Below are 25,895 nucleotides of genomic sequence, written 5' to 3'. Positions count from 1 at the left end.
TGGGGCTGTAATTGGGGCGAACCTTCAGGCCAGCCCGCGGGTATCAGGACGACGATGGTTTCCGGAACAGGGCCACGTCCTTGGCCGGCACCTCCAGGGTCCAGCCAAACCGGTCACCAACGTGGGCCAGGGTGGACTCGCGATAGAACACCACATGGGTCGGGTCACGCCGGTAATGCCAGTTGGCAAACCGGGCGTCGTCGGTCTGGAAACAGGTCATCACACCCAGCCAGCCGCCGGGTTTCAGCAGGGCATCAAGCTGGGCAAAGGTTCCCCAGGGATCGTGCAGGTGCTCGACAACCTCCGTGCACGTCACGAAGTCGTAGGTATGACCCAACGCGGACGCATCCGGATGGAAAAAGGGGTCATAGAGAGTCACTCCAAACCCACGCTCACGCAGCATACCCGCCAGCACCGGGCCAGGACCGCACCCGAACTCCAAGCCTTGGGCGCCAGGAGGCAGGCGTTCCATTAATGGCTCGCTGAGCTTGCCCAGGAAACGGAGATAGCCCGGGTCTTCGGCGTGGTTGTCGTGAAGATCGTAGACCGCCTTCTCACGGGCAGGGTCGAGCCAGTGGCCGGGGTCCATCAGGGTGGCTTCGCAGCCTTCACAGCGCCAATACGGCACGTCCCGCACGGTGAGAAAAGGCCGCAATCCTGGCTGATGGCAAACGGTACAATAAGAGGGAGGCGTCATGGCGCCTAGTCTTACCCGACTCGCCCGCAAGCGCAAGGATCACGGTTTCGCCAGCGTCTCCAGCATGGCGGCGATGAACCGGGAAGCTTCGCCACCGGTCGCCGCCCGGTGATCGAACGTTAGCGACAGCGGCATCACCCGCCGAACGGCCGGTGCTCCCTCATGGGGAACCACTTTTTCCCGGATGCGCCCGGCGCCGACAATGGCGACCTGGGGCGGAGTGACCACGGGGTTGGCGTATTGCCCTGCCATGGTCCCAAAATTGGACAGGGTAATCGTCGCCCCCTGCATTTCCTGAGGTGGAATACTCCGGTTTGCCACGGCCTGGCGCAGGTTCTCCAGCCCCTGGCGCAAATCTTTCTGGGTTCGGTGGTTAACGTCCCGCAACACCGGCACGAACAGGCCCTCCGGCGTATCGACAGCAATCCCCACATGAACCTCATCGAGTAAGCGGCGGCTGAGGTTGTCGCCATCAAACCAGGCATTGAGTTCCGGCACCAACTCGCAGCCCCTGGCAATGGCCTGGACCAGGCGCATGGTGATGTCCGTACCGTTCTTCCAATCACCAATATCCACATCTTCGAAAATCGATACCGGTACCACCTGGGCATGGGACAACGACATGTTCTTGGCCATGGTCCGGCGTGGTCCACGCAACGCTTCGGCATCGCCAAGGGCCTTCTGGTGACTGGCCTGGCGATGGACATCATCATTGGTGATCAAGCCACCGGGGCCGCTGCCCTTGATCGACTCCAGACTGACCCCCAGACGCTCCGCCAATGCCCGCACTCCGGGCGTAGCACGATGGTGACGGGCCTGGCGGCTTGAGGCCGCCGCGCCGATGATGAACTGATCCTCGCTGGAGCCTGCGTCTGCGCGCTTGAGCTCTCCCACCACCGTTCCGCTGTCATCGCCCTGCCCTTCAAATCCGAGCAGGGGCTCACCGGTGTGGATGATGTCTCCGGGCTCGCCAAACAGCTTGGCAACCACGCCGGCCATGGGGGATGGCACCTCCACGATGGCCTTGGCGGTTTCCACTGATACCAGAACCTGGTCCACCTCCACTGAGTCCCCGACCTTGACATGCCACTCGACAATTTCTGCCTCTGGCAACCCTTCCCCCAGATCCGGCAACCTGAAATGTTTCATAGCGCAATCACCTGCTCCACGGCCTGGACCACATCCGCCACCTGGGGCAGATATACCTGTTCGTTACGGTAGTACGGCATTACCGTGTCATAGCCGGTGACTCGCACCACCGGCGCCTGCAAATCGAGGAAGGCCCCCTCCGCCAGCGAAGCCGCAATCTCGGCGCCAACGCCGCCGTTGCGACAGGCCTCATGGACGATGACCGCCCGCCCGGTCTTGGCCACTGAGCACAGCAGGGTCTCCCGGTCCAGCGGACTGATGGTGGCCACGTCGATCACCTCGGCAGACACCCCCTGAACCGCCAGCTGATCGGCGGCAGCCAGGGTTTCCACCAGGGACGCCCCCCAGCTGATCAGGGTCACGTCCTCGCCTTCCCTCAGGGTAAAGCAGGTGTCCAGGGGCAGGGCTTCGCCATTGTCTTCCACCGCCTGGGTAACCGCCCGGTAGATTCGCTTGGGCTCAAGGAACACCACCGGGTCCGGATTGCGGATCGCGGCCAGCAGCAGGCCGTAAGCCCGTTGCGGAGAGCTGGGAATGACGACTCGCAAGCCGGGAATATGGGCAAACAGCGCCTCGGTGCTTTCAGAGTGGTGCTCCGGGGCATGGATGCCACCGCCGAAGGGCGCACGGAAGACCGCCGGGCAGTGCAAGCGGCCACGGGTGCGGTTACGCATACGGGCGGCGTGGCAGATCATCTGATCCATTCCGGCATAGATAAACCCCATGAACTGGAATTCCGCCACGGGTTTGAGACCCTGGGCCGCCATGCCGACCGCCGTCCCAGCAATCAGGTTCTCAGCCAACGGCGTGTCCATCACCCGTTTGTAGCCAAACCGCTCCCGAAGCCCGACTGTGGCGCGGAAAACACCCCCATTGGTGGCCACATCTTCCCCAAGTACAACCACCGTCTCGTCGTGGGCCATCTCCCAGGCGAGAGCCATATTGACCGCTTCAATGAGGGTGACATCAGTCATTGCTCACCTCCCGCCCCGGCAACCAAACGATCCCGTTGCGCCTGCAGGGCAGCCGGCAATGTCTCGAACAGGTAATCGATAATCGCCGTGGGCGGTTCCGGCTGGGTGGCCAGATAGGCCTTCACCGCGGTTTCCACCAGACCCTTGCAGTCGGCCTGCAGTGCTTGCTCCCGCTCCGCATCCCAGAAGCCTTCGCGGTGCAGGTAGTTCTGCATCCGCTTCACCCCGTCGCGCTCCCAGGCATGCTTGAGTTCTTCGGCGCTGCGATAGCGGGTGGCATCGTCCGCAGTGGTATGGTCCCCAAGGCGGTAGGTGACCGCTTCGATCACCGTCGCCCCCTTGCCATGGCGGGCCCGGTCCAGGGCTGTTTCCAGTGCCTCGGTGACGGCAAAGTAGTCATTGCCATCAACCACATGCCCCGGCAAACCGCCGCTGATGGCCTTCTGGGCAATAGTCTCGCAGGCACTCTGCAAACTGCGGGGGGTGGAGATCGCCCATTGGTTGTTATTAACCACAAACACCACCGGCAGATGCCAGGCTCCGGCCAGGTTCACGCTCTCAAGGAAGTCTCCCTTGGAGGTGGCACCGTCCCCCAGGCAACACACCACGGCCCGGTGTTCCCCGCGAATACGGAATGCGGTTCCAACCCCCACGGCATGGCAGCACTGGGTGGCTATCGGCACTGCAATGGGCAAATCCTGAGGGCAGTGAGCCCAGGCGCTGCCCCGTTCGTCACCGCCCCAGTAGAGCAGCAGTTCCGTCAGGGTGACACCGCGGAGAATCTGGGCAGCCTGGTCCCGGTAGTAAGGCACCAGCACATCGTCCTTTGCCATGGACTGGCCAATGGCCGTGCCTATGACTTCATGGCCAAGAACCGAGGGGTAAGTACCGCACTGGCCAGTGCGCTGGAGGGCAATAACCTTGGTATCAAAGGTGCGGGCCAACACCATGTTGGCATAGGCAGACAGCAAACGGTCAGTATCTTCGGCAACCTCAGGCAAATCGCCCAGGGCGTACCCCTGCTCATCGAGGTAACGCAGGCTATCCACATGGAATTCGTAGCGCTCTTTCATCCCAGTCTCCCTCACACTACGGCAGACGTCAGCTTGTGGCGGACCTGTTCGTAGCATCGGTTGGATGGTTATCGTCAGGCGCGGATCACACGCCTTGCTTGGGACTTTCTTTGGAGCTATCAGTTAAAGGTTTAGTCGCAGCCCCGCAGATATTCAACCCGCCTCAATTCCGCTGGCCGTTAACTCCGGGTATGCTTAGGGGCTGTTCATTTGCAAGGAAACCGCACCATGTCTATCTGGGTCGATGCCGACGCCTGCCCTGTCGTGATCAAGGAAATACTCTGCCGGGCTGCCGATCGCTGGAAGGTCCAGACCACCTTCGTTGCGAACCAGGCGATCCGGGTGCCACCCAGTCCGTTTATCAAGACCCGCCAGGTAATGCAGGGATTTGATGTGGCCGACAATGAAATCGTTGAACAGCTCAGCGCCGGCGACCTGGTGATTACCCAGGACATTCCACTGGCCGCAGACGCCATCGAGAAAGGCGCCGATGTGTTTAACCCCAGGGGTCAGGCATTCACCAGGGAAAACATCCGTCAGCGACTGGCCATGCGGAACTTCATGGAGGAGATGCGCAATGCCGGTCAGGTTACCGGAGGCCCTTCGGCATTCTCCCAAAGCGACCGCAAGGAATTTGCTGACCAGCTCGACCGCTGGCTGCAGAAGAACATCAAGAAGCGGTCTTGATAAGCGCCTGTCGAACCAAATTTATTGATAATGATTCTCTTTTAATAAATAAGGAAATCGAGTAGCCTTCCGGTTTTCCGCCTCTAACGGAGACCGTCATGACCAACGCCGCCAGCCAGACCACCAGCAGTTTTGCCGCCCTGGCGCGCCTGCTTCGCTATGCTCGCGGCTATCGTCGCCAGATTCTGGCCGCCACCACCTGCTCCATCATCAACAAGCTCTTTGACATCGCCCCGGAGATCCTGATTGGCGTTGCCATTGATGTGGTGGTCAACCAGGAAACCAGCTTCGTGGCCTCCCTCGGCTTTGATTCGGCCCAATCACAGATTCTGGCGCTGGGCGCCCTGACCTTCTTCGTCTGGGCCGGAGAGTCGCTGTTTGAATACCTGTTCCAGATCCTCTGGCGAAACCTCGCCCAGCGGCTTCAGGCGGATCTGCGTCAGGACGCCTACGAACACGTCCAGCGTCTGGATATGAGTTTCTTCGAGAGCCGCAGCTCCGGGCAGTTGGTGGCCACCATGAACGACGATGTCAACCAGCTCGAACGCTTCCTGGACGGGGGCGCCAACGCCATGATCCAGGTTGTGGTCACCGTTATCGCAGTCGGCGCGGTGTTCTTCATCCTGTCGCCGTTGGTGGCGTTGCTGGCCTTTACCCCCATTCCCCTGATCATCTGGGGCGCGTTTTACTTCCAGCGCAAGGCGGGGCCCCTGTACGCGGATGTACGGGAAAAAGTAGGTGACCTGTCCAACCGCCTAGCCAACAACCTCGGTGGCATTGCGACCATCAAGAGCTTTACCGCCGAGGAACGGGAAGCGGAGCGCCTGCGCAACAGCAGCGAGGCCTACGTGACCGCCAACCGCCAGGCCATTCGGGTCAGCTCTGCCTTTATCCCGGTCATCCGGATGGCCATCCTGGCGGGCTTCCTGGCCACCTTTACCGTGGGCGGCATGATGGCCCTGGAAGGCACACTGAATGTCGGTGCCTATGGGGTGCTGGTATTCCTGACCCAACGCCTGTTGTGGCCATTGACCGGCCTGGCCACCGTGGTGGACCTGTTTGAACGGGCCATGGCAAGCACCCGGCGAATTCTCGACTTGCTGGCAGAGCCGGTGAAGGTAACGGACACCGCGTCCGATACCCTGCCCCACCCGGTGTCCGGTGCCGTTGCCTTCAATAATGTGAGCTTCCACTATCCCAATGGCACCGCTGGCGTGGACGGTATCTCCCTCGCCATTCCCGCCGGTCACACCCTGGCCCTTGTCGGTACCACCGGCTCAGGAAAATCCACCCTGATCAAACTGCTGATGCGGTTCTACGACCCTCAGCAGGGCAACATCACCATCGACGACATTGGCATCTCCACCATCAGCCTGAAGTCCCTGCGTCAGGCCATCGGCCTGGTGAGCCAGGACGTCTACCTGTTCGAGGGCAGCATCCGCGATAACATCGCCTATGGCCGCCCGGAGGCCGGCCTTGATGACATCATTGCCGCTGCCCGTCAGGCGGAAGCCTGGGGATTTATCGAGCAACTGCCTGATGGTCTGGATACCCCTGTTGGCGAGCGCGGCGTACGTCTGTCAGGCGGCCAGCGCCAGCGGCTTTCCCTGGCCCGGGCACTGCTGACCGACCCGGCCATCCTGATTCTGGACGAGGCAACCAGCGCAGTAGACAACGAAACCGAAGCCGCCATACAGCGGTCGCTACGGCACATCCGTCATAATCGAACGGTCATTGTCATTGCCCACCGGCTGTCCACCATCGTGGATGCGGACGCCATCGCGGTGATTGATGATGGCCAGGTGCGGGAGCTGGGCAGCCACACGGAACTGCTGGCCAAGAACGGGCCTTACGCCGCGCAGTGGCGGGTGCAGACTGGCCAGAGCGAATGTCCAACACCGGCCTGATGGCCTGACGGACTGACGATGTAACGCGGCAGTGCTATGGTGACTGACAGGCCCCAACCAGAATGCCTTGTCATGGCCAGGAGACACCGCACAATGCCCGACACCCTGAAATGGACCCTCGTCGCCACCCTGCTGGCGGTGGCGACGGCCTGCACCGCCGCCCCGGACATCTATCACTCCGACAAAGCCAGCTTTCGCCTGGAAAGTGTGGCATCCGGGCTGGAGCACCCCTGGAGCCTGGCGTTCCTGCCGGATGGGTCACTGCTGGTCACCGAACGGGCTGGCCGCTTGCGCCTGATCAGCAATAATGAATTACAGGCACAACCTGTTGAAGGCGTGCCAGACCTGGTGGTATCCGGCCAAGGCGGGTTGCTCGATGTCGTGCTCCACCCGGACTTTGAGAACAACCACCTGCTGTTCCTGAGCTACGCCCATGAGAATGCCGATGGCAAAACCACCCGAGTCAGCCGGGCACAGCTTGAGGATGGCCGCCTGACCAACGTCCGGGTTATCTTTGAGGCACTTCCCCGCTCCAGCCCTTCCCACCATTTCGCCGGGCGCATGGCGTTTGACCAGACTGGTTTGCTGTATATCGCCGTTGGCGACCGGGGCGACCGCCCCAGGGCTCAGGATACCAATGACGATGCCGGTGCCGTCCACCGCATCACCATTGATGGCGCTCCCGCACCGGGCAATCCGTTCCTGCAGACCCCAAACCACCGCCCAACCCTGTTCAGCTACGGCCACCGCAACATCCAGGGCATGACACGACACCCCCACAGCGGAGCTATCTGGACCCATGAACATGGCCCCAGGGGAGGCGACGAGATCAACATCCTGGAGCCAGGTACCAACTATGGCTGGCCAGCCATCACCTACGGCATCGGCTATTCCGGCTTTGCCATCAGCGACAACACAGCACTGCCGGGGATGGCGCAGCCCCTGCATTACTGGGATCCGTCCATTGCACCCTCGGGGATGGCTTTCTACACCGGGACAGATGTGGAAGCCTGGCAGGGCGACCTGTTTGTTGGCGCACTCAAGATGCAGAAACTGGTACGGCTACGCATTGAAGGCAACCAGGTGGTTGAGGAGGAAGATCTGATCACCGAATTCGGCCGCCGCATCCGCGACGTGCGCATGGGGCCGGATGGCCGGATCTGGCTACTGACCGACGAAAGCAACGGGGAAGTACTGCGGCTGGTGGCGGAGTAGAGCCGCCACCCTTAAGTAGGCCAGTGAGGAAAGTAGGTCAGTGAGGATCGGTTGCGCGCTGTGTCTTTTCGTATTGGGGCAGGTCATCGGTAATGGCAAACCAGTTGCACTTTGAGCCCACATACACGTGTGACTCCGCCGCCTTGGGCAATGGCTCGTTCATCAATCCCACCGACAGCCGCAGGATACCGGGAATAGCATCGACCCGGCTGAAGATCGGGCTACCACACTGGCCACAAAAGGCCCGGAATTTGCCCGGACGGGATTCAAACTCGCGAACCAGTTCCTCTCCAGACAGCAACCGGAAATGCACCTTCTGGGCCGGAGCGCTGGCTGAGAACGCGCTGCCGTGAGCTCGGCGACACTGACTGCAATGGCATAGGGAGATGGGCCCCAACGGCCCCTGGTATTCGAATTTGACCGCTTCGCACAGGCAGTGACCGGTGACCATGAATTACCTCAGGCTAAAACGTGAAAGTGCCCCCAGCAAAGCGGGGCTGAAATCAGACGAAATGATACCCCTCCCCACCTTGAAGAACCAGCACACAGGGTCCACGGTATAACTGACACTCCCGCTGATTACACTCAACCGTCAAGGAGACCTGGTCATGTCATTCGATGCGCTCCCCCCCATTGGGCTGGGCACCTACCGTCTTACCGGTGATACCGCCAGGGATACGGTCAAACGTGCGTTGTCTTTGGGCTACCGGCACATTGATACGGCCCAGGCTTACAACAATGAAGCCGAAGTCGGCGACGGCATTACCTCAAGCGGCATTCCCCGCCGGGAGATCTTTGTAACCACAAAAATCTGGCACGACAACCTACACCCTGACCGGTTGGTGGCAAGCCTGAAAGAGAGCCTGCAACGCCTGAAAACCGATCATGTGGACCTGACCCTGATTCACTGGCCGTCGCCAGATAACGAAGTGCCCATGGCCGACTATCTGATGGCATTGCTTCGGGCCCAGCATGAAGGCCTGACTGATCACATCGGCCTGTCAAACTTCACCATCGCACAAATGGATGAGGCCAGGCAGATCCTTGGGGAACACCCTATCCTGACCAACCAGATTGAAGTGCATCCGTTCCTGGCCAACCGCAAGTTGGTGGATCATGCCCAGACCCTGGGCATCCAGGTGACTGGCTATATGCCACTGGCCGTCGGGCGGGTGATGGAGAACCAGGCGTTGGCAGAACTGGCGCGCAAGCGCAATGTCTCAGCAGCGCAGCTGGCCATTGCCTGGGTTGTATCGAGGGGGGTTGTGCCCATTCCGTCATCGACACGGGATGAGCACCTGAAGGCCAACCTGGACGCCCTCACCCTGCAGCTGACGCCCGAAGAACTGAACGTGATAGACCGCCTGGACCGGGGCGAGCGACTGGCCAACCCGCCGTTTGCCCCTGCCTGGGATCAATGAAAACGGCCTCGAACCTGATGGCTTAGGAACCGTAGGTGTCGTCCAGATACTTGAGGATCTGGGCAGACTCAAACATCGCTGCACCGGTATTGGGGTCTTCCAGGTACGGCACCTGTACCCGCTGGTGCCGGCCAAAGAAGATTTCCCGTTTGCCGCCAGGCAGCGGCTGGTAGGTGCCGGGCTTGATCCGCTGTTTGGCGGGCCCCAGCTCCGACCAGTGTTCCTTGCCAATGTTGTGGACGGTGTAGGGAATCTCGTACTCGCACAGCCTTTCCCGTACCAGTCGGGCAAACGGGCTACCCTCAAAGCTCCACAGGTGCAGCGGTTGCTCCGGTGCCTTGGCCGGCTTGGCCCGCATGCCACGCAACCCGCTAGCAGCAGATGCCACCGACCCCAATACCGGCTGATAGGCGCGAGCCCGGTACACCCGTGGTACCGGGCGACCACCGTATTGGCGGAACAGGTATTCCACGATATCCCTGGACTCGTAGAGCACTTTGCCGGTGTTTTCATCCACCAAGAGCGGGAACTGGAGCTTGCCACCGATGGCCTTGGCCTCATCCCGGAACCGGGTGCCACCTTTGGGGCAGGGGCGGATGTCGGCATCCAGGTGCAGCGCGGTCAGGACTTCCCTCACCCGCCGGCAATAGGGGCAGGCTTCCATGTCGTAGAGTACCAACGGTTTTTCTGGCTGCTCTGCCTGGCTGACCACCATGCAGCCTCGCCAAGCGGTCAGGGAGGACGTGGTGACGGAAGCCAGGACATTAATATTGTGTGTCAGTACGTTCGGCATGCTGTTTCCTGTTCTGGGTCATTCGTTATACCGCCATTATCACGCTGGCTCGCGATTTTCCATTGGCTCGCGGATCCCCGACAGCTGGTCAAACCACGGTTTGGTCGCTAACCCGCTGATTCAAAAGCCCGTTACACCAAGAAACAAAAATGCAATGGAAACAATGACACTGCTGGCATTTTTTAACGTCATGTAGAAGTTTTCCACATAGTATGATCCGGAGTTTTCGGCTAAGGTTAGGGATAGTTCACAATCACGACTTCCTCTGGCAAATGACTATGCTGCTTACCGGACCCTCAAGCTCCAAACCGGCCGTAATTTCTGGCCCCGATGCGTCCCGCAAACCGGTCAAACGCTGGCTGGCGTCGGTCATGGCCTCATGGTTTCTGGTTTCTGCTGCCGCCGTGAGTGCCGGCGAGCCGGCGGCCCGCGCCTGGAGCACCCAGGTCAACGACTACGCGCACCGGGCATTGAACAACGACAATGCCCTCAGCGTGGCCGCCATTCCAATGAACGGCCCCGGTATCGAGCAATACATCAATGCCGACCAGACCATGAGCCCCGGCTCCATCATGAAGCTGGTGACGACCTACGCCGCCCTCGAGATCCTCGGCCCGACTCACCATTGGAACACCAACTTCTACACCGACGGCGAACTCCGGGGCAGCACCCTGGATGGCAACTTTTACGTCAAGTTCGGCGGCGATCCCAAACTGACCATCGACGATTTGTGGAGCACCCTGCGTGAGCTCCGCGGCATGGGCATCGACACCATCACCGGGGACCTGGTTCTGGATGGCAACGTGTTCCAGCTACCCGAAGGCCTGCCGTCGTTTGAGGACAATGGCAACAACCCCTATGCGCCATTTCTGGTTGAACCTTCCGGCTACCTCGCCAACCTGAACCTGCTCCACTTCCAGGTCCGGGCCGATGAGCGGGGCACTCAGGCCTGGAGCTCGCCAGCCCTTGATTCCGTGGTGATCGATAACCGGGTCACCGCCACCGCCGAAGGCCCCTGCCCCTCCCGGCGTCAGTTTGAGTGGCAGCCGGTGTTCGACAATGACAACCGGGTGACGGTGCGGGTTACGGGTTCCCTGCCCCAGGGCTGCCGCACGTCAGCCTACCTGTCCCTGCTGCCCCATGAACAATACAGCGCGGCGTTGATCCGCTCGTTGCTGGCAGAGACCGGGGTCACGCTGCAAGGCACTGACCGCCTCGAGACCACCCCCGAGGATGCCCGGCTGATGCTCCGCATCACCTCTCCGGATCTGGTCAGCACCATTCGGGACATCAACAAGTGGAGCAGCAACGTGATGGCGCGTCAGCTGCTACTGACCATTGGCGCCGAAAACCGGATTGATGGCGAAGAGGATGACCGCGTAGCGGGTATCCGGGCCATCTACGACTGGCTCGATGGCAAGGGCATCAACACCAACGGCATGGTAATTGACAACGGTGCCGGCCTGACCCGGCACGGCCGGATTACCGCTCGCCAAGGCGCCCAGATACTGCTCAATGCCTGGAACAGCCCGTTTGCAGCCGACCTGATGGCGTCCATGCCACTGATCGCCATGGACGGAACCATGGCTAGACGTCTGCGCAACTCCGGCATGGACGGTGAAGGCCGCATCAAGACCGGCTACCTCGAAAACGTACGCTCGATCGCCGGTTTCACCCGCGATGCGGACAACACCACCTGGGTGGTGGTTGGCATGGTCAACGACGACCCCGCCTGGAATGGTCAGGCCGTTCTGGACCGGGTGCTGTACTCACTGCACCACCGGCCACCGGTCGGCACAACATTGTCTAGGGCACCCTAGCGAGCGCCCTCATCCAGGCTCTCGCCGAGCCCCGTCACCCAACACAAAAAAAGCTGCATGGTTGGTCGCCATGCAGCTTTTTTGTTGCCTTCAGCCAGCGACCAGTCAGACCGTCAGGTAGCCACCGTCGACGTTGACACAGGCCCCGGTGGTGTAGCTGGAGGCTCCGGACACCAGGTACAGAACCGTACCGGCCATTTCGTCCGGATCTGCCACACGGTTCATCGGGATATGGGCCAGGGCCATCTTCTTGACCGCCTCGTTGGTGGTCAGGGCACTGGCGAACTTGGTATCGGTGAGCCCCGGCAACAGCGCGTTGACACGAACGTTGGCGGCCCCCAACTCCTTGGCAAACGACTTGGTCATCGAGATAACCGCCGCCTTGGTGATGGAATAGATCCCCTGGAAGTGTCCGGGTGCCACACCATTCACCGATGCGACGTTGAGGATGGCACCACCTCCGGCTTTCTTCATCAGCTGGGCGCCCCGGGCACACATGAAGAAGTAACCACGAATATTGACGTCGATGGTCTTCTGGAAAGCCCCCAGATCAGTGTCCTCAATGGGACCGTAGTACGGGTTGGCCGCCGCGTTGTTAACCAGAATATCGAGCTTGCCGTGAGCCTGCTCGATATGGGTCCACACAGCGTCAATCTGATCCATCTCTCCGATGTGACAGGCAAACGCTTCTGCACTGCCACCGTTGTCACGGATGCTGGCGGCAACCGCTTCACAGGTATCGATTTTTCGGCTGCTGACAATCACATGGGCACCATAAGCCGCCAGGGTACGGGCAATACTCTCACCAATGCCGCGGCTCGCGCCGGTGACCAGGGCCACTTTGCCCGTCAGGTCAAACAGGTCTGTTTTATTCATTCCAGTTCCTCATTATCGAAACGTCACCAGGGCGGGGTCTTCCGCCTCCAGGTGTGCGAAATTATTGAATACGGAAAGGCTGCGCCGTGATCCGGAATAGAGCACTCGGGAAACACTGGTGTTGGCGATGACTTCGTTAAGCTTCAGGGCACGTTCATCGTCCAGCCCCAACAGTGATTGCACGATGACCGAAATCGGCCCTCCAGAGGTGGCCACCAGGACATCCGTGCCATCAGCAAACTCAACCAGTTCATCAAGCGCCACAAGCACGCGTGCCTTGAAGGCTGGCCAGGCCTCACCGTAATCGTGGTCGTGCTGGCCACCGGCCCATCTCGCCACGGCCTGTACAAATGCGTCCTGAAACGCCTTGGCCGGTTTGGGGAAAGCCGCAAGATCCCGCGCCATCACTGCACGCTCTGCCCACTCCGGGCGGAACCGGGTCAGCACTTCGGTGTGATCAAACTCGTTGAGCCCTGCCAGCACCTGCATGTCCGGCAAGGCGCTGCCGTAACCGGTTGCGACTGCTTCGGCGGTTTCCCGGTGCCGTTCCAGCCCCCCCCCTACCACAGCCCCCGGCGTTACCTTGCCAGCCAGCCAGCGCCCCAGAATCCGACCTTGCTCCCAGCCAATAGGCGACAGCTGGTCATAGTTTTCCTGGCCAAAACTGGCCTGGCCATGACGGATAAGGTAGATGGTCGCCATTACAGTGAGCTTTCCCTGATCAATCGCTGGCAACGCTGTTCCAGATAGTTGGCTGCCATGCCAAAGCCGGCGAAGCGCTTATCTTTAGTCTGACCATGGAAATAACGGTAGTAGATCTGCTGGATAATCACCGCCAGGCGGAACAAGCCATAGACCTCATAGAAGTCGAAGCTTGCGATTTTTAGTCCGGAGCGTTCGAGATAGTAATCAACCACTTCCTGACGGGTCAGCATTCCGGGCTGGTGGGTGGGCTGGCGTCGCAGGATCTGCATCTGGGGCTCATCGTCTGCCTGAATCCAATAGGCCAGGCTGTTGCCCAGATCCATCAACGGGTCACCAATCGTGGCCATTTCCCAATCGAGGACGCCGATGACCTCAAACGGGTTGTCCGGGTTCAGCACCACATTGTCAAAACGGTAGTCGTTGTGGATAACGCATTGAGCGACGTCGTCCGGCATTTTGTCATGGAGCCAGGTCATGACTTCTTCGAAATCACCCACATCCTCCGTGCGAGACTTGCGGAAACGATCGCTCCAGCCACCGATCTGGCGCTGGACGTACCCCGCGCCCTTACCCAGGGAATCCAGCCCGGCAGACTTGGCATCCACCTGATGCAGCTCCACCAGCCGGTCAATCACACTCAGGCACAGCTTGCGGGTGTCAGCTTCGTCCAGGTTTAGCCCTTTCGGGAAATCCTGCCTCAGGATGACACCTTTCAGGCGCTCCATCACATAGAAGTCGCACCCCAGCACCTCGTGGTCATCGCAGATCGCCACAATCTCAGGGACATAGGGGTAAACCGGCTTTAACGCCTTCATGACCCGAGCTTCCCTCAGCATGTCATGGGCGGACTTGGCGATCTTGCCAAAAGGCGGGCGCCGCAACACGAAGGAACGGTCGCCATAATCTACCTGGTAGGTCAGGTTTGAAGCACCGCCCGGGTACTGGTGGATCTGAATCTCACCCTGCAACCCCGGGATCGCGTTTTTCATGAAGCGATCCACGACCGCGACATCCAGTTCTTCGCCTTCGCGAATGGCGCCGGCCTGATCAATCTGAGTCATTCACTCTCTCCTGTTTGGGCGGTGGCCCTCAGCCCTGCTCGGCCGGGCTGCCAAATTTCTTCATCCAACGCTTGCTTTCTTGGTGCATCAACCAGTCAAACGCCCAGGGCGCATGGCGTTTAACAAGCCACAAACGACGCTCCTTGGCATGGGGCAGCACCCAGAACTCACCGGCCGAGACCGCACGATAGATATCGTCCGCGACCACCTCTGCGGTGACGGTGGAGCGCTTCATCAACTTGTTGACGTTCTGCTGCATTCCAGCAATGTCTGAGCGCATGGAGCTAGCCAGGTTGGTCTGGAAAAACGCCGGGCATACACAGCTGGTCTGAATGCCAAAGTCACGCAGTTCCTGATGCAGGGTTTCCGACAGGGCAATCACTCCGGCCTTGGACACGTTGTAGCTGCTCATGACCGGCGCCAGCATCAGCCCCGCCATAGAGGCAATATTTACGAAGGCGCCACGACCCTGCTGTTTGAACAATGGGGTAAACGCCTTGCAGCCCCGGACAACCCCAAGAACGTTGATGTCCAGAATCCACTCCCAGTCACCGATCGAGCTGTCTTCGATGGTGCCGGCACTGGCCACGCCCGCGTTATTGACCACGACATCGACGCCGCCCCATTTCTCCACCAGGGCGTCCCGGACCCGCTCCAGGTCAGAAAGACGACGGACATCGCAATCAATGTAGTAGCCTTCGCCACCAGCCGCCTGGATTTCCAGTTCGACCTCTGCCCCCTGCTCTGGATTGATATCACCAATGCAGACCCGGGCACCTTCTTTCGCGTAACGCAGGGCCAGTGCTTTACCCAACCCACTGGCACCACCTGTGATAAAAACTCGTTGTGTCATGACGACTCCTGCGTTCAACGGTATTTTTTCAGTTCCATACGCGCCACCGTGGCACGATGCACTTCATCCGGACCATCCGCCAGGCGCAACACACGGGCGTAGGCAAACAACTGGGTCAACGGGAAGTCATCGTCGCTGACACCCGCACCACCATGAATCTGAATCGCCTGATCGACAATGGTCTGCAGCATGCTCGGAATCACGGCCTTGATCATGGCCACTTCCGCCAGCGCGCCCCCGATTCCCTTGGTGTCCAGCAGCCAGGCACATTTGAGGGTCAGCAGGCGAGCCTGCTCAATAGACATGCGGGCATTGGCGATGATGTCAGGGTTTCCGCCCAGTTTCGCCAATGGGCGACCGAACGCCTCCCGGGTGGTGGCCCGCTTGATCAGCAGTTCCAGCGTCCGCTCCGCGGCGCCAATGGCACGCATACAGTGGTGAACCCGCCCTGGTCCCAAGCGGCCCTGAGCAATTTCAAAACCACGACCAGGCCCGGCAATAAAGGCACTGGTGGGCAGGCGAACGTTGTCGAACACCACCTCGCCATGACCGTAAGGCTCGTCGTATTCACCAAACACCGGCAGCATGCGTTCGATGGTTACCCCCGGGGTATCCAGCGGCACCAATACCATGGAGTGCTGACGGTGTTTGTCTGCGGAGGGGTCTGTCAGCCCCATAAAAATCGCCACCTTGCAATCGGGGTGGCCAATGCCGGTACTCCACCATTTACGGCCGTTGAGAACCACCTCATCACCTTCAACCACCGCCGTTGCGGCCATGTTGGTGGCATCAGAAGACGCCACACCCGGCTCCGTCATACAGAACGCAGAGCGAATCTCGCCACTCAGCAGGCGTGGCAGCCACTCTGCCTTTTGCGCTTCGGAACCGTAATGGATCAGCACTTCCATGTTGCCGGTGTCAGGGGCATTACAGTTGAAGACCTCCGGCGCAATGAAGCTCTTTCCCGTTTCCTCTGCTATCAGGGCATAGTCGGAGTTCAGCAAACCGCAACCGTGCTTTTCATCCGGAAAGAACATGTTCCAAAGCCCCTGGGCTTTGGCCTTTTCCTTAAGCTGCTTGATGATCGGCAGAACAACCCAACGGTTTTCCTGAGCCGCCAGCTCAAGACGGTACTGTTCTTCGATGGGAAAGATCTCGTCGCGCATAAATGCTTTCACGCGGTTGAGATAATCCTGACCCTTTTCTGAAATGGTGAAATCCATAACACATTCCTCGCTAAACGGAGTGAAGGCAATTCGACATTGAGAACAGTCTAGATTCGCCCAATGTATTACGCGACTGAATTGTATTAATCACTTATCATAAGCACAGCTTATCCAGAAAAGGAGCCCAAGGCATGGCCCTGAATCGCCTTGACCTTAACCTGCTGCACGTCTTCGACACCATTTACAGAGAAGGCAGCCTGACCCGTGCAGCCCAGGCATTGCATCTGACCCAGCCGGCTATCAGCCACTCCCTGGCCAGGCTTCGAGACCACTTTGACGACGCCCTGTTTACCCGCCAGGGCAACCAGATGGTTCCCACACCACTGGCTCGGCGCTTTCTGGAGTCCATGCGCCCTGGCCTAACCCAGATCCAAAGCGCGGTTAACCAGTTCCATGCCTTTGATCCCGCCAGCCAGCGTAAGACCTACTCCCTGGCTTTGCGGGATATCCTAGAGTCCACTTTCCTGCCAAAACTGATGGAAAACCTGGAAGCCTACCCCGCACTGGAAATTGTCAGCCAGCGGATTCCCCGCCGTGAAATGGAAACCCAGCTGGCGGCGGGCAAACTGGATTTTGCGGTGGATGTGCTGTTACCGGTGTCGGATCAGACCGCCCACGAACTGCTGCGACGAGACCAGCTGACCGTCATTGTCCGCAGGGGGCACCCATTGACGAAAGGGAAAATCACTATGGACCGGTATCTGGAGCACCGGCATATTCTGGTGTCGTCGCGCCCCGAAGGCCCGGGGATCGAAGATTTTGAGCTATCCCGCCTTGGCGTTCAGCGGAAAATCCGTCTGCGCTGCCAACATTACTACGCCGCCTGCCGGGTGGTGGAGAACAGCGAGCTGGTGCTGACCATGCCGGCAACCTACGCGCAGATCATTGCAGAACGGGCTGACATCGAATTGCTGGAGCCACCAACGGAGCTGCCGCCCATTGATGTGCACCTTTATTGGCATAAAGCCTATGAGAAAGAGCCGGCGCTGACCTGGCTGAAGGAGCAGCTGCACCGGGTTGTCTGAAAGCGCAGGCGCTAGAGCGCACCCACTGCATAAAGAAATGCGGCAAACCCCACCCCGGTGGTCGCCATCGCGGCCACCACAATAGCCAGCCCCCACCATACCGCCGCCGCATCGGAAATGGGTACGTCATGCCCCCGCAAGGTTCGGTAGAAGGCCCAGGGGCCAAGCACAAACGCTCCAACAACGGCAAACAGCAGACCGACACTGATACCGGCAAAGGTCCAGGTCGCCAGAACCGTCGCACGGTCGGCCACCATATCCGTCACGCCATGGCGTTCAAGAAACTTCCGGCAGAAGAACCACAGCAGCGCAAACAGCACCGCGACAAACACCACTCCGCCAACCAGCGTGACAATCCGATAGAACACGATCCGACGTCTCCTTCAGTCCATAACGCAGGGAACTCTGCTTGTCTTCGGCTACCCGATACCAGGAACGCCCCTGCCCAATGGGCACATCATAGACACCACCAGGGCCCCGGTAAATGTCCCCCGCTGGCAAGGCAGCCTGCGACGACTAAACTTCAGGCGGAACAACTCAGGAGACCGCGACCGTGTCCGCACTCGAGACCACAACCATTCAGTGCCCGTACTGCTGGGAAAGCTTCGTGATCACCGTTGACCCAAGCGAAGTGGAGCAACGCTATGTTGAAGACTGCCAGGTTTGCTGCCAACCCATCGTGATCTCAGCCTCGTTCGATGCTCAGGGCACCCTCACCGTCCTCGCAAGCCGGGAGAATGACTAGCGAAACTGAGGGGCAGCTCTCAGCAATACACTTCGTTACAAAGCACCAGCACTCGCCCCCCTATCATCGATCCGGATTAACCAGCCTTCAACGCAGATTAAGGATCGAATTTCATGAGGTTACGGAAAGGATTGTGTGCAGTACTCCTTCCCTTGGCATTGGCTGCCTGCGGAGGCGGGGGCGACTCCCAGCCGACAGCCCCTGACACCGACAGCAATCTACAACGACCGTCCGTCAACCCAGTGGAACAGGCGCTGGCAACCGGTAATGCCCTGTTGGTGCCTACCACCGACGACCTCTACAGCGCCATCCTGACATTGCTGAAGCAGCGCCAGGAGTTCGCGGATCAAGCCTACCTGACGGTAATGAGTGACTCGCCCTTCCGCTATGCGCCAGGCCAGCAGAGCCAGGTTTTCCAGATCAATGACATCAGCCACAGCTTCCCGCTGGTTCAGGCCTCCAACAACAACCGGATACTGGCCGTAGCTGGCGTATCCGGTGATGCCCGCTATGCGGGTTTTGGCACCAACCTGCTCACCCGACTCGAAAATGGCGACAGTGAAGTCAGCGACCTAGGTGGAACTACTGCCCGGCTAATCAACTGGCTGATCGCACCACGCAATGCCGGCAACCAGCCCACGATCAAGCTGGCATTGCTGGGTTCGGACGAACAGAAGCACCAGGACTGGCTGCAAGCCAATATCGAGGGGGCCTTGATCAGCAGCTGCCCTGACCCACAAACGCTGGCAAGCTGTATCGCGGGCAGCGACCTGGTGGTGATCGGTGACAACCAGGCATCCGACAGCCACGCCAACCTGATCACCACAGCCCTGGACCAGGCCCGGGCATCCGGCACCGGTGTGCTCTACAGTCACCAGAGAGCCTGGAACCAATCCGCGGTCACCGATGCCATTGCAGGGTGGATGGGCACCAGCATGCCCTACGCGGGAAACTATTTTTCAACGGGTCTCGCCGACTGGGACAGCGGCACCAACATGACCGCAAACCTGGTGATCTATCAGACCTACCGTGAATTTTTCCACCGCCTGCGGGACGGCACGTTCAACATCGACTGGCAAAACTGCCCGGATGGCAACTGCCTGAACGCGCCGGGGATGGATACTCAGTTCACCAGCCCGGTTCAAGACCTTCGGGCGTCCATCCGTTCCATTGAACAAAACGGGCGGAGCCTGTTCACCGAGACCAACAACCGGTTCCTGAAACTGACCACGCTCCTGGCCGACCTACTCCGTCAGGACATCCACTATCCGATGGATAGGGCCAATACAGCCCAGAGCACTTTCCTGAGGGCCTATTTTGCCGATCACATTCACCCGGTTCGCCGCCCCCTGAACCCGGCACAGCCAGACCTGGGCAACTTCAGCGACCCTTTGCCGGCCATCAAGACTGCCAGTTACCAGCGCCAGGTCGCCACTACCACCCAGAACAGCGTGGCAAGTACTGGCTTGTATGCGCTGCCCGGGCAAACCGTGACCATTACCCGTACCGACAGCCTTGATACGAACGTTGGTGTGAAGATCAACCACCTGCGTTCCGGCACCACCCGGGAATGGGAAGCCAATGGATACGCCCGGCCCAAGTTCGTTGCCAGCACCGTCATCCCACTGCCTTCAGGCAAACCGGTTACCCTAACATCTGCCTACGGAGGTCCAGTCTACCTGTCGCTGACCGGCGCTGCTGTCACTGGAGACATCAAGATAACCACGACGGGGGCAACCACCTACCCCCATCTGACAGACCTGAGCCAAGCCACCGAGTTTGTTCAGCAGGTGCGCAGCACCCCACTCAATTGGACCGGGATCCAGACCGACTTTGTCGAAGTCACCAGCATCAAGCACCACATGGTGTCCTTCCTGGATGACGACCGCTATAGGGGCGACGTTACTCTGGCACTGGAGCATGTCTGGCAGTATATGATCCAGGGAACCTACAATCTGGCCGGGTTCAGCGGACCAGGGCTTTCCCTTAACAGTTCTGTCGTTGCCACCTGCACGGCCTTGGGGTGGGATTGCAACAATGCCCAGCTGCACCGCAAGCCTGCGATCCAGCACGTCAACAGCGACAATAGGGCCCACTGTGGCTACGGCTGCTCAGGCAACCCCTACGACCAGGCATGGCCCCTGAACCCGCTTGGCTGGGGTGAAAGCCATGAAATCGGCCACAACCTTCAGCGTGGCCGTCTGAAAATTTATGATGTCTCCGGCGAGGTTTCCAACAACATATTCCCGCTCTACAAGGCGTATCAGTTCTATCACAACACCAACGAAGCGCTGGCTATGTGCACCCGTACCGACAGCCGCAGTGCCTACAACATACTGAATTCAGCTCAGAACCAGGGGGACCCACTCTCAGCAACCAAAGCCAACCTGTGGATCAACGGAGGTAACTTTGTCCGGCTGGCGTTCTATGAGCAGCTTCACTTCCTTGCCCGTGACCTGGGGCTCGGCAGCGGCTGGGACCTGTTCACCCTGATGTACCTGCACGAGCGGCAGTTCAGTCTCGCTGTAAGTAATGACACCCAGTGGCTCAGTCAACAGAACCAGCTTGGCTTTGCCGGCATCAACCACACCGACGCAGCGGGCCTCAGCGGCAATGACTTCATGCTGGTGTCCGCTTCGGTCATCCTTAACCGTGACCTGACCGCCTACTTCAGCCTGTGGGGCGTGGAAACCAGCGCCACCGCCCAGGGTCTGGTTGCCCACCTGGGCAGCTTCAACCCGGGCTTCTACCAGAGCGATACCGTCTGCCGTAACGATGTGCCCACCGCCATCATGCCCGATGGCTCTACCGCCTGGCCCTGATCCCCTGTCGCGAACGCTCGCGATGGCAACACTCCTTGGCGGTTGGCTAACCAATGATTAATGAAGCGTGGGTTAGCCAACCCCCCTCGAATCGCCGTATGCTGTACGTTTCGGCGAATCCGTCAAAGCTCACCCTACTGTCAAGGAGACATCTATGTACCGAACGATCACCCTGCTGCTGTTGGCGCTCGCCCTGACGGGGTGTGCGGGACTTTCCCCTTACACCATCAGCGAAAACACCCTGGAAAATCACCTGCGGGACGCCATTGCTGACTTCGATCGCCAACAGCTTCAATCCGGCTCGCCGCTAAGCGTCAACCTGAAAGATGCCGACATCACGCTCGGCCCCGACGGCCGTGACGTTGCGGTTATTGATGTGGATGGTGAAGTGGCACTGAACATCCTGATGGCACGGTTACCAGTGAATGTCAGTCTCAAGCTGGAAGGGTCTCCGGTTTATGACCATGAGGAGAAGGCCGTTTACATCCGCCGCTTACAGCTGCTCGACAGCCGGGTCGAATCCAGTCTCTATAATCAGGACCTGACCCCCATCACCGAGAACATCATGCGCTCGGTCTCTCAGCTGCTGGAGACGTTCCCGGTCTACCGGCTTGATGAAACCGACCCCACCCAGCGGATGTTTGGCCTCGTGCCGATGGACATCCGGGTTGCCCCGGGGCGGCTGGAATTTGTGATGGCCGACGACTGACGGGCCAGCTCCCCCCCCGAAACGACAAAAGGCACGCCAAGCGTGCCTTTTGTTTTTTGTGCCTGCGCTACCGTCAGGCTTTGCCGTAATTGCTGGCCGCGTACTGACGTTGCAGGGGCATCAGGTCAAACGTCCGTTCCGGGCGAATAGGATCCACCAGTTCGGTCGCCGACTTGTATACCCGAGGTGTGGTGTACAGGTACTTGATGGCAGTTGAATGGGGCATCGCCATGTAACGGTCACCGTGATTCTCTTCCAACCACTTGCGTAGACGAGGTGCCATGGTCGAAGGCATCTTCGGGAAGAAGTGATGTTCGACGTGATGGCTGAACCGGTAGTGCAGGCGGTCCAGAATCGGGTTTGATCGCAGGCTCATGGAGTTATCCAGCGGGTTGTTGGACACCGTCTGAGGGCGCAAGAAGTGGTTGGTCAGGATGTAGCCCTGCCCCAACGCGTTCGCCACCATGAATGGAATCAACACAGTGAACAGCGCCATCGGCCCGGAAATCACCGCCAGCACCGCCCACGCAGCAATGCAGTAATAAGTCTGGCGAATCGCAGATTTACGGTCAAAACCCTTGAACTGCTTGCGTCGCTTGGCCTGCCCCCACAGCACCAGCTGGGCATGCATAGTGAACGAGTAGGTCAGGAAGAAGTAGCTGTACCACTTGCCGGAACCCGGAGCCAGCTTGGTGAATTTCTTCTGCTTCGGATCAGCGCGGTAGCGACGCAGGGTACCAAAGCTGTCGGGATCAACATCCCCAATATTGGTATTGCCATGGTGAACCACGTTGTGCCAGCGACGCCAGAACTCAGGCGGAACGATCAGCGGACCGAACCCCAACCAGCCAAAGAAATTCTGCCAACGTTTGCTCATACCCAGAGCTCCGTGCAGGACCTCATGGGCCAGCAGTGCCTGGGATCCAATCGTGTGTCCCACCACAAGACCCAGCAGGAGGTTGGCGTACCACGGCAGCCCTGCCAGCAGGATGGTTGCGATCCCGCCCCAGATAATCATCTGAAGAGGCAGGAACCAAATCACCCGCCAGGTCTGTGGCTTAAACGTGTCAGCGGGCAAATCTTTGCGCATCTGATCCCGCAGCTCACGTTCATCGGGCTGTCCGAAACCACCGTTCTTGAGAGCTTCTGGTTGCACAGCAGCGTTCATCACTCACCTATAAATTTCAGCGTACATTTGTAAGCTGAATTTACATAAACGCCCGTTACATGGCAATGGCATATTTATAAAATTTTGGTGACACTTCCTGAAAAATCACAACTAAAATGAATATACAGCTTAACTATCAATAGGTTATTTTTTTGCTCGTAGCCACCCACGAAAATTGACACCAATCAAAAAAATCGACAATACAGAACACCTGTACCTACTGATGAAGTTCAAAATAGACGATGGAAAACCCTAAGCATAAAAAAAGGACCCGCACTGGGATCCTTTTTTTATCTGGCCTAACGGCCTGACTAGCTGCCAGACAGCGACGTATCCGACGGATCGATTTCCATTTGCTGGATGGCAATGACCGCCTGGGTCCGGTTGCGCACGCCCAGCTTTCTGAAAACCGCCGTGATGTGCGCCTTTACCGTCGCCTCGGATACATCGAGATCATAAGCGATCTGCTTGTTCAGCAAACCTTCTGCCAGCATACCCAACACCCGAAACTGCTGAGGTGTCAGTGACGCCAGCTTCTCGGAAAAATCGGTGGTATCCGCATGCATACGCTCGATCTTGTCGGCAACACCCGGCGGCAACCAGACATCACCTTCCAACACCGCCTGGATCGCTTCGGTTATGGTCGGCAGGGGAGCCGATTTCGGAATGAAACCGGACGCCCCGTAGTCGATGGAGCGGCGCATCACCTGCAATTCCTCAGAGCCTGACACAACCACCACGGGCAATCCGGGGTACTGGCCTCGCATGAACACCAGTCCGGAGAAGCCATGGGCCCCCGGCATGTTCAAATCCAGCAATACCAGATCCGCATCCGGATGGGACTCCACCGCTGCCTGAAGCGCCTTGATGCTTTCAACTTCAACCGTTTCCACATCAGGGACCGCCTGGGTGACCGCCTGTTTCAATGCTGCCCGAAACAGCGGATGGTCATCAGCGATGATGATTTGTTGTGTCATTCAACAAGTCCTTACAGATGTTGGGCCCAGGCCCCGACCTTACTGGAATGCACGATGACTGATGAGTTCATCAACAACACTGGGGTCCGCCAGGGTGGAGGTATCGCCCAATTGATCGTGCTCGTTAGCAGCAATCTTACGCAAAATTCTCCGCATAATCTTGCCCGAACGAGTTTTTGGCAAACCAGGCGCCCACTGGATGACATCCGGTGACGCAATCGGGCCGATTTCCTTGCGAACCCACTGAACCAGCTCTTTCTTCAGCTCGTCCGTTGGCGTTTCGCCTTGCACCAGGGTGACATAGACATAGATGCCCTGCCCCTTGATGTCATGAGGATAACCAACGACTGCCGCCTCTGCCACCAACTCATGGGCAACCAGTGCGCTTTCAACCTCGGCGGTACCAAGGCGGTGACCGGAGACGTTCAGGACATCGTCCACACGACCAGTGATCCAGTAGTAACCGTCCTCATCGCGACGGGCACCATCACCAGTGAAATACATTCCCTTGTAGGTGCTGAAGTACGTCTGTACAAAGCGCTCGTGATCGCCGTAAATTGTGCGCATCTGTCCTGGCCAGCTGTCCAGGATCACCAGGTTGCCTTCCGTAGCGCCGTCCAGGACGTTGCCATCGTTGTCCACCAGAGCAGGCTGAACCCCGAAAAACGGTAAGGTTGCAGAACCCGGCTTCAGATCGAACGCGCCCGGCAGCGGGCTGATCAGGATGCCACCGGTCTCGGTCTGCCACCAGGTGTCCACGATCGGGCAATTGTCATTACCGATCACCCGGTGGTACCACTCCCAGGCTTCGGGGTTGATCGGCTCACCCACCGAGCCCAGTAGTCGCAGGCTTTCACGGGTTGTGCCGGCCATGCAGGACTCACCTTCGGCCATCAGGGCACGAATCGCGGTCGGTGCTGTGTAGAGGATATTAACCTTGTGCTTGTCCACTACCTGGCCCATGCGGGAGCTGTCAGGGTAGTTGGGAACACCTTCAAACAGCAAGGTAATGGCGCCGTTCGCCAACGGGCCGTACAGGATATAGCTGTGACCGGTGACCCAGCCAAAGTCAGCCGTACACCAGTAAACATCACCTTCGTGATAGTCAAAGATGTACTGATGGGTCATGGAGGCATAAGTCAGGTAGCCACCCGTTGTGTGCAGAACCCCTTTCGGCGCACCGGTGGAACCGGAGGTGTACAGCATGAACAGCGGGTCTTCGGCATTCATCGGCTCAGGCTGGCACTCAGCCGAGGCCTTGGCCACCAGCTCTTCGTAGCGCACGTCACGACCTTCGTTCCAGGGCACATCGCCGTTCGTACGGCTCACCACAACCACCTTCTCAACGCTGTCCAGCTGGGCACCGGAAAGCGCTGCATCGACGTTCTTCTTCAGCGGCACCTTACGGCCACCACGAAGCCCTTCGTCAGCAGTGATGACAAAGCGGGACTTGCCGTTCTCGATACGAGCCGCCAGCGCTTCTGGAGAGAAGCCACCGAAGACCACCGAGTGGATGGCGCCGATACGGGCACAAGCCAGCATGGCCACCGCCGTTTCGACGATCATTGGCATGTAGATGGTTACCACGTCCCCTTTGCTGACACCCAGGGACTTCAGCACATTGGCGAACTTACAGGTCTCGGTGTGCAGCTCGCGGTAAGTAACGTGGCGGGATTCTGAAGGGTCATCGCCTTCAAAAATAATGGCGGTCTGATCGCCCCGGGCGTCCAGGTGGCGGTCCAGGCAGTTGGCGGATGCGTTGAGCTCGCCATCTTCAAACCATTTGATCGACAGGTTGTTGTAGTCGTACGTGGTGTTTTTCACCTTGGTGTACGGTTTGATCCAATCCAGCCGCTTGCCGTGCTCGCCCCAAAAGGCATCTGGATTTTCAACTGACTGACGGTACATGGCATCGTACTGTTCCCGATTAACCAGTGCCTGTTTGGCAAAATCCGGATTCACCGGGTATACATGCTTCTCAGTCATATTGCT

General features: G+C 59.0%; 24 protein-coding genes. 9 read left to right on the top strand and 15 right to left on the bottom strand.

The window, feature by feature from the left end; translation table 11 throughout:
- Positions 1–43: 43 nt before the first annotated feature.
- From BMZ67_RS06230 to pdhA, 4 genes are read right to left on the bottom strand one after another with little or no spacing between them, the layout of a single operon-like run.
- The gene (locus BMZ67_RS06230) at positions 44–697 is read right to left on the bottom strand and encodes a class I SAM-dependent methyltransferase (protein WP_092021096.1); all 654 of its coding nucleotides are present in this window, start codon (positions 695–697) and stop codon (positions 44–46) included.
- Positions 698–736: 39 nt separating this feature from the next.
- Entirely contained in the window at positions 737–1,846 is a 1,110-nt protein-coding gene (locus tag BMZ67_RS06225; RefSeq protein ID WP_092021095.1) for a dihydrolipoamide acetyltransferase family protein, read from the bottom strand.
- A complete protein-coding gene (locus BMZ67_RS06220; RefSeq protein ID WP_092021094.1) occupies positions 1,843–2,820 on the bottom strand; it encodes an alpha-ketoacid dehydrogenase subunit beta in 978 nt (325 codons plus the stop codon). The genes BMZ67_RS06225 and BMZ67_RS06220 overlap by 4 nt, the downstream gene beginning before the upstream one ends.
- Positions 2,817–3,893: a pyruvate dehydrogenase (acetyl-transferring) E1 component subunit alpha gene (gene pdhA / locus BMZ67_RS06215; protein ID WP_092021093.1), complete on the bottom strand. Its 1,077-nt coding sequence runs from the start codon at positions 3,891–3,893 to the stop codon at positions 2,817–2,819. Before pdhA ends, BMZ67_RS06220 begins: the two co-directional genes overlap by 4 nt.
- Before the next feature lie 228 nt (positions 3,894–4,121).
- On the opposite strand from pdhA, the gene BMZ67_RS06210 reads away from it, so the two are divergent.
- The 3 genes from BMZ67_RS06210 to BMZ67_RS06200 all read left to right on the top strand — a co-directional run bounded on the left by BMZ67_RS06210 (position 4,122) and on the right by BMZ67_RS06200 (position 7,702).
- Positions 4,122–4,580 carry a YaiI/YqxD family protein gene (locus tag BMZ67_RS06210; RefSeq protein ID WP_092021092.1) on the top strand — a complete coding sequence of 153 codons (459 nt, stop codon included), beginning with the start codon at positions 4,122–4,124 and terminating at the stop codon, positions 4,578–4,580.
- 98 nt (positions 4,581–4,678) lie between these two features.
- A complete protein-coding gene (locus BMZ67_RS06205) occupies positions 4,679–6,487 on the top strand; it encodes an ABC transporter ATP-binding protein (protein ID WP_092021091.1) in 1,809 nt (602 codons plus the stop codon).
- Between the two features lie 93 nt (positions 6,488–6,580).
- A complete protein-coding gene (locus tag BMZ67_RS06200) occupies positions 6,581–7,702 on the top strand; it encodes a PQQ-dependent sugar dehydrogenase (protein WP_092021090.1) in 1,122 nt (373 codons plus the stop codon).
- A 37-nt stretch (positions 7,703–7,739) separates the two neighbouring features.
- On the opposite strand, the gene BMZ67_RS06195 is transcribed toward BMZ67_RS06200, so the two are convergent.
- Positions 7,740–8,153 carry a GFA family protein gene (locus tag BMZ67_RS06195; protein WP_092021089.1) on the bottom strand — a complete coding sequence of 138 codons (414 nt, stop codon included), beginning with the start codon at positions 8,151–8,153 and terminating at the stop codon, positions 7,740–7,742.
- A gap of 157 nt (positions 8,154–8,310) precedes the next feature.
- Here BMZ67_RS06195 and dkgB point away from each other — a divergent pair, with 157 nt between their 5' ends.
- On the top strand, positions 8,311–9,123 hold the full coding sequence (dkgB, locus tag BMZ67_RS06190; RefSeq protein ID WP_092021088.1) for a 2,5-didehydrogluconate reductase DkgB: 813 nt from the start codon (positions 8,311–8,313) through the stop codon (positions 9,121–9,123).
- A 22-nt stretch (positions 9,124–9,145) separates the two neighbouring features.
- Here the strand turns inward: dkgB and BMZ67_RS06185 are convergent, their stop codons facing one another.
- Positions 9,146–9,916 (bottom strand): glutathione S-transferase N-terminal domain-containing protein, encoded by a 771-nt coding sequence (locus BMZ67_RS06185; protein WP_092021087.1) that lies wholly within the window; start codon positions 9,914–9,916, stop codon positions 9,146–9,148.
- Positions 9,917–10,287: 371 nt separating this feature from the next.
- On the opposite strand from BMZ67_RS06185, the gene dacB reads away from it, so the two are divergent.
- Positions 10,288–11,736: a D-alanyl-D-alanine carboxypeptidase/D-alanyl-D-alanine endopeptidase gene (gene dacB, locus BMZ67_RS06180; RefSeq protein ID WP_245749926.1), complete on the top strand. Its 1,449-nt coding sequence runs from the start codon at positions 10,288–10,290 to the stop codon at positions 11,734–11,736.
- A gap of 105 nt (positions 11,737–11,841) precedes the next feature.
- Here the strand turns inward: dacB and BMZ67_RS06175 are convergent, their stop codons facing one another.
- From BMZ67_RS06175 to BMZ67_RS06155, 5 genes are read right to left on the bottom strand one after another with little or no spacing between them, the layout of a single operon-like run.
- Positions 11,842–12,612: an SDR family oxidoreductase gene (locus BMZ67_RS06175; protein ID WP_092021085.1), complete on the bottom strand. Its 771-nt coding sequence runs from the start codon at positions 12,610–12,612 to the stop codon at positions 11,842–11,844.
- A 12-nt stretch (positions 12,613–12,624) separates the two neighbouring features.
- A complete protein-coding gene (locus BMZ67_RS06170; RefSeq protein ID WP_092021084.1) occupies positions 12,625–13,314 on the bottom strand; it encodes a histidine phosphatase family protein in 690 nt (229 codons plus the stop codon).
- Positions 13,314–14,378 carry a phosphotransferase family protein gene (locus tag BMZ67_RS06165; protein WP_092021083.1) on the bottom strand — a complete coding sequence of 355 codons (1,065 nt, stop codon included), beginning with the start codon at positions 14,376–14,378 and terminating at the stop codon, positions 13,314–13,316. The genes BMZ67_RS06170 and BMZ67_RS06165 overlap by 1 nt, the downstream gene beginning before the upstream one ends.
- A gap of 28 nt (positions 14,379–14,406) precedes the next feature.
- On the bottom strand, positions 14,407–15,231 hold the full coding sequence (locus BMZ67_RS06160) for an SDR family oxidoreductase (RefSeq protein WP_092021082.1): 825 nt from the start codon (positions 15,229–15,231) through the stop codon (positions 14,407–14,409).
- A gap of 14 nt (positions 15,232–15,245) precedes the next feature.
- Positions 15,246–16,454: an acyl-CoA dehydrogenase family protein gene (locus tag BMZ67_RS06155; protein WP_092021081.1), complete on the bottom strand. Its 1,209-nt coding sequence runs from the start codon at positions 16,452–16,454 to the stop codon at positions 15,246–15,248.
- 134 nt (positions 16,455–16,588) lie between these two features.
- On the opposite strand from BMZ67_RS06155, the gene BMZ67_RS06150 reads away from it, so the two are divergent.
- Positions 16,589–17,482, top strand: coding sequence for a LysR family transcriptional regulator (locus BMZ67_RS06150; RefSeq protein WP_092021080.1), 894 nt, complete (start codon positions 16,589–16,591; stop codon positions 17,480–17,482).
- 11 nt (positions 17,483–17,493) lie between these two features.
- Here the strand turns inward: BMZ67_RS06150 and BMZ67_RS06145 are convergent, their stop codons facing one another.
- Positions 17,494–17,850 carry a hypothetical protein gene (locus BMZ67_RS06145; protein ID WP_175481850.1) on the bottom strand — a complete coding sequence of 119 codons (357 nt, stop codon included), beginning with the start codon at positions 17,848–17,850 and terminating at the stop codon, positions 17,494–17,496.
- Positions 17,851–18,035: 185 nt separating this feature from the next.
- On the opposite strand from BMZ67_RS06145, the gene BMZ67_RS06140 reads away from it, so the two are divergent.
- The 3 genes from BMZ67_RS06140 (at position 18,036) to BMZ67_RS06130 (ending at position 21,758) form a co-directional block, all read left to right on the top strand.
- Positions 18,036–18,227, top strand: coding sequence for a CPXCG motif-containing cysteine-rich protein (locus BMZ67_RS06140; RefSeq protein WP_092021079.1), 192 nt, complete (start codon positions 18,036–18,038; stop codon positions 18,225–18,227).
- Positions 18,228–18,340: 113 nt separating this feature from the next.
- Positions 18,341–21,049 carry an ImpA family metalloprotease gene (locus tag BMZ67_RS06135; RefSeq protein ID WP_092021078.1) on the top strand — a complete coding sequence of 903 codons (2,709 nt, stop codon included), beginning with the start codon at positions 18,341–18,343 and terminating at the stop codon, positions 21,047–21,049.
- Positions 21,050–21,203: 154 nt separating this feature from the next.
- Positions 21,204–21,758 (top strand): YceB family lipoprotein, encoded by a 555-nt coding sequence (locus BMZ67_RS06130; protein WP_092021077.1) that lies wholly within the window; start codon positions 21,204–21,206, stop codon positions 21,756–21,758.
- A gap of 73 nt (positions 21,759–21,831) precedes the next feature.
- On the opposite strand, the gene BMZ67_RS06125 is transcribed toward BMZ67_RS06130, so the two are convergent.
- From BMZ67_RS06125 to acs, 3 genes are all read right to left on the bottom strand, one after another.
- Positions 21,832–22,926 carry a fatty acid desaturase family protein gene (locus BMZ67_RS06125; protein WP_092021076.1) on the bottom strand — a complete coding sequence of 365 codons (1,095 nt, stop codon included), beginning with the start codon at positions 22,924–22,926 and terminating at the stop codon, positions 21,832–21,834.
- Between the two features lie 311 nt (positions 22,927–23,237).
- Positions 23,238–23,903, bottom strand: a complete 666-nt coding sequence (locus BMZ67_RS06120) for a LuxR C-terminal-related transcriptional regulator (RefSeq protein ID WP_092021075.1) — start codon at positions 23,901–23,903, stop codon at positions 23,238–23,240.
- 39 nt (positions 23,904–23,942) lie between these two features.
- Positions 23,943–25,889 (bottom strand): acetate--CoA ligase, encoded by a 1,947-nt coding sequence (gene acs, locus BMZ67_RS06115; protein ID WP_092021074.1) that lies wholly within the window; start codon positions 25,887–25,889, stop codon positions 23,943–23,945.
- Positions 25,890–25,895: the final 6 nt, after the last annotated feature.

The sequence above is a fragment of the Marinobacter zhejiangensis genome, from assembly GCF_900114775.1.
Classification (GTDB): domain Bacteria; phylum Pseudomonadota; class Gammaproteobacteria; order Pseudomonadales; family Oleiphilaceae; genus Marinobacter; species Marinobacter zhejiangensis.
Note: the sequence above shows the minus strand (reverse complement) of the source record. Positions and strands in the feature narration are given on the sequence as shown.

Excerpts from the sequence above, each read along its gene's own strand:
- BMZ67_RS06230 (WP_092021096.1), bottom strand. The coding sequence starts at position 697 with ATGACGCCTCCCTCTTATTGTACCGTTTGCCATCAGCCAGGATTGCGG.
- BMZ67_RS06225 (WP_092021095.1), bottom strand. The coding sequence starts at position 1,846 with ATGAAACATTTCAGGTTGCCGGATCTGGGGGAAGGGTTGCCAGAGGCA.
- BMZ67_RS06220 (WP_092021094.1), bottom strand. The coding sequence starts at position 2,820 with ATGACTGATGTCACCCTCATTGAAGCGGTCAATATGGCTCTCGCCTGG.
- pdhA (WP_092021093.1), bottom strand. The coding sequence starts at position 3,893 with ATGAAAGAGCGCTACGAATTCCATGTGGATAGCCTGCGTTACCTCGAT.
- BMZ67_RS06210 (WP_092021092.1), top strand. The coding sequence starts at position 4,122 with ATGTCTATCTGGGTCGATGCCGACGCCTGCCCTGTCGTGATCAAGGAA.
- BMZ67_RS06205 (WP_092021091.1), top strand. The coding sequence starts at position 4,679 with ATGACCAACGCCGCCAGCCAGACCACCAGCAGTTTTGCCGCCCTGGCG.
- BMZ67_RS06200 (WP_092021090.1), top strand. The coding sequence starts at position 6,581 with ATGCCCGACACCCTGAAATGGACCCTCGTCGCCACCCTGCTGGCGGTG.
- BMZ67_RS06195 (WP_092021089.1), bottom strand. The coding sequence starts at position 8,153 with ATGGTCACCGGTCACTGCCTGTGCGAAGCGGTCAAATTCGAATACCAG.
- dkgB (WP_092021088.1), top strand. The coding sequence starts at position 8,311 with ATGTCATTCGATGCGCTCCCCCCCATTGGGCTGGGCACCTACCGTCTT.
- BMZ67_RS06185 (WP_092021087.1), bottom strand. The coding sequence starts at position 9,916 with ATGCCGAACGTACTGACACACAATATTAATGTCCTGGCTTCCGTCACC.
- dacB (WP_245749926.1), top strand. The coding sequence starts at position 10,288 with ATGGCCTCATGGTTTCTGGTTTCTGCTGCCGCCGTGAGTGCCGGCGAG.
- BMZ67_RS06175 (WP_092021085.1), bottom strand. The coding sequence starts at position 12,612 with ATGAATAAAACAGACCTGTTTGACCTGACGGGCAAAGTGGCCCTGGTC.
- BMZ67_RS06170 (WP_092021084.1), bottom strand. The coding sequence starts at position 13,314 with ATGGCGACCATCTACCTTATCCGTCATGGCCAGGCCAGTTTTGGCCAG.
- BMZ67_RS06165 (WP_092021083.1), bottom strand. The coding sequence starts at position 14,378 with ATGACTCAGATTGATCAGGCCGGCGCCATTCGCGAAGGCGAAGAACTG.
- BMZ67_RS06160 (WP_092021082.1), bottom strand. The coding sequence starts at position 15,231 with ATGACACAACGAGTTTTTATCACAGGTGGTGCCAGTGGGTTGGGTAAA.
- BMZ67_RS06155 (WP_092021081.1), bottom strand. The coding sequence starts at position 16,454 with ATGGATTTCACCATTTCAGAAAAGGGTCAGGATTATCTCAACCGCGTG.
- BMZ67_RS06150 (WP_092021080.1), top strand. The coding sequence starts at position 16,589 with ATGGCCCTGAATCGCCTTGACCTTAACCTGCTGCACGTCTTCGACACC.
- BMZ67_RS06135 (WP_092021078.1), top strand. The coding sequence starts at position 18,341 with ATGAGGTTACGGAAAGGATTGTGTGCAGTACTCCTTCCCTTGGCATTG.
- BMZ67_RS06130 (WP_092021077.1), top strand. The coding sequence starts at position 21,204 with ATGTACCGAACGATCACCCTGCTGCTGTTGGCGCTCGCCCTGACGGGG.
- BMZ67_RS06125 (WP_092021076.1), bottom strand. The coding sequence starts at position 22,926 with ATGAACGCTGCTGTGCAACCAGAAGCTCTCAAGAACGGTGGTTTCGGA.
- BMZ67_RS06120 (WP_092021075.1), bottom strand. The coding sequence starts at position 23,903 with ATGACACAACAAATCATCATCGCTGATGACCATCCGCTGTTTCGGGCA.
- acs (WP_092021074.1), bottom strand. The coding sequence starts at position 25,889 with ATGACTGAGAAGCATGTATACCCGGTGAATCCGGATTTTGCCAAACAG.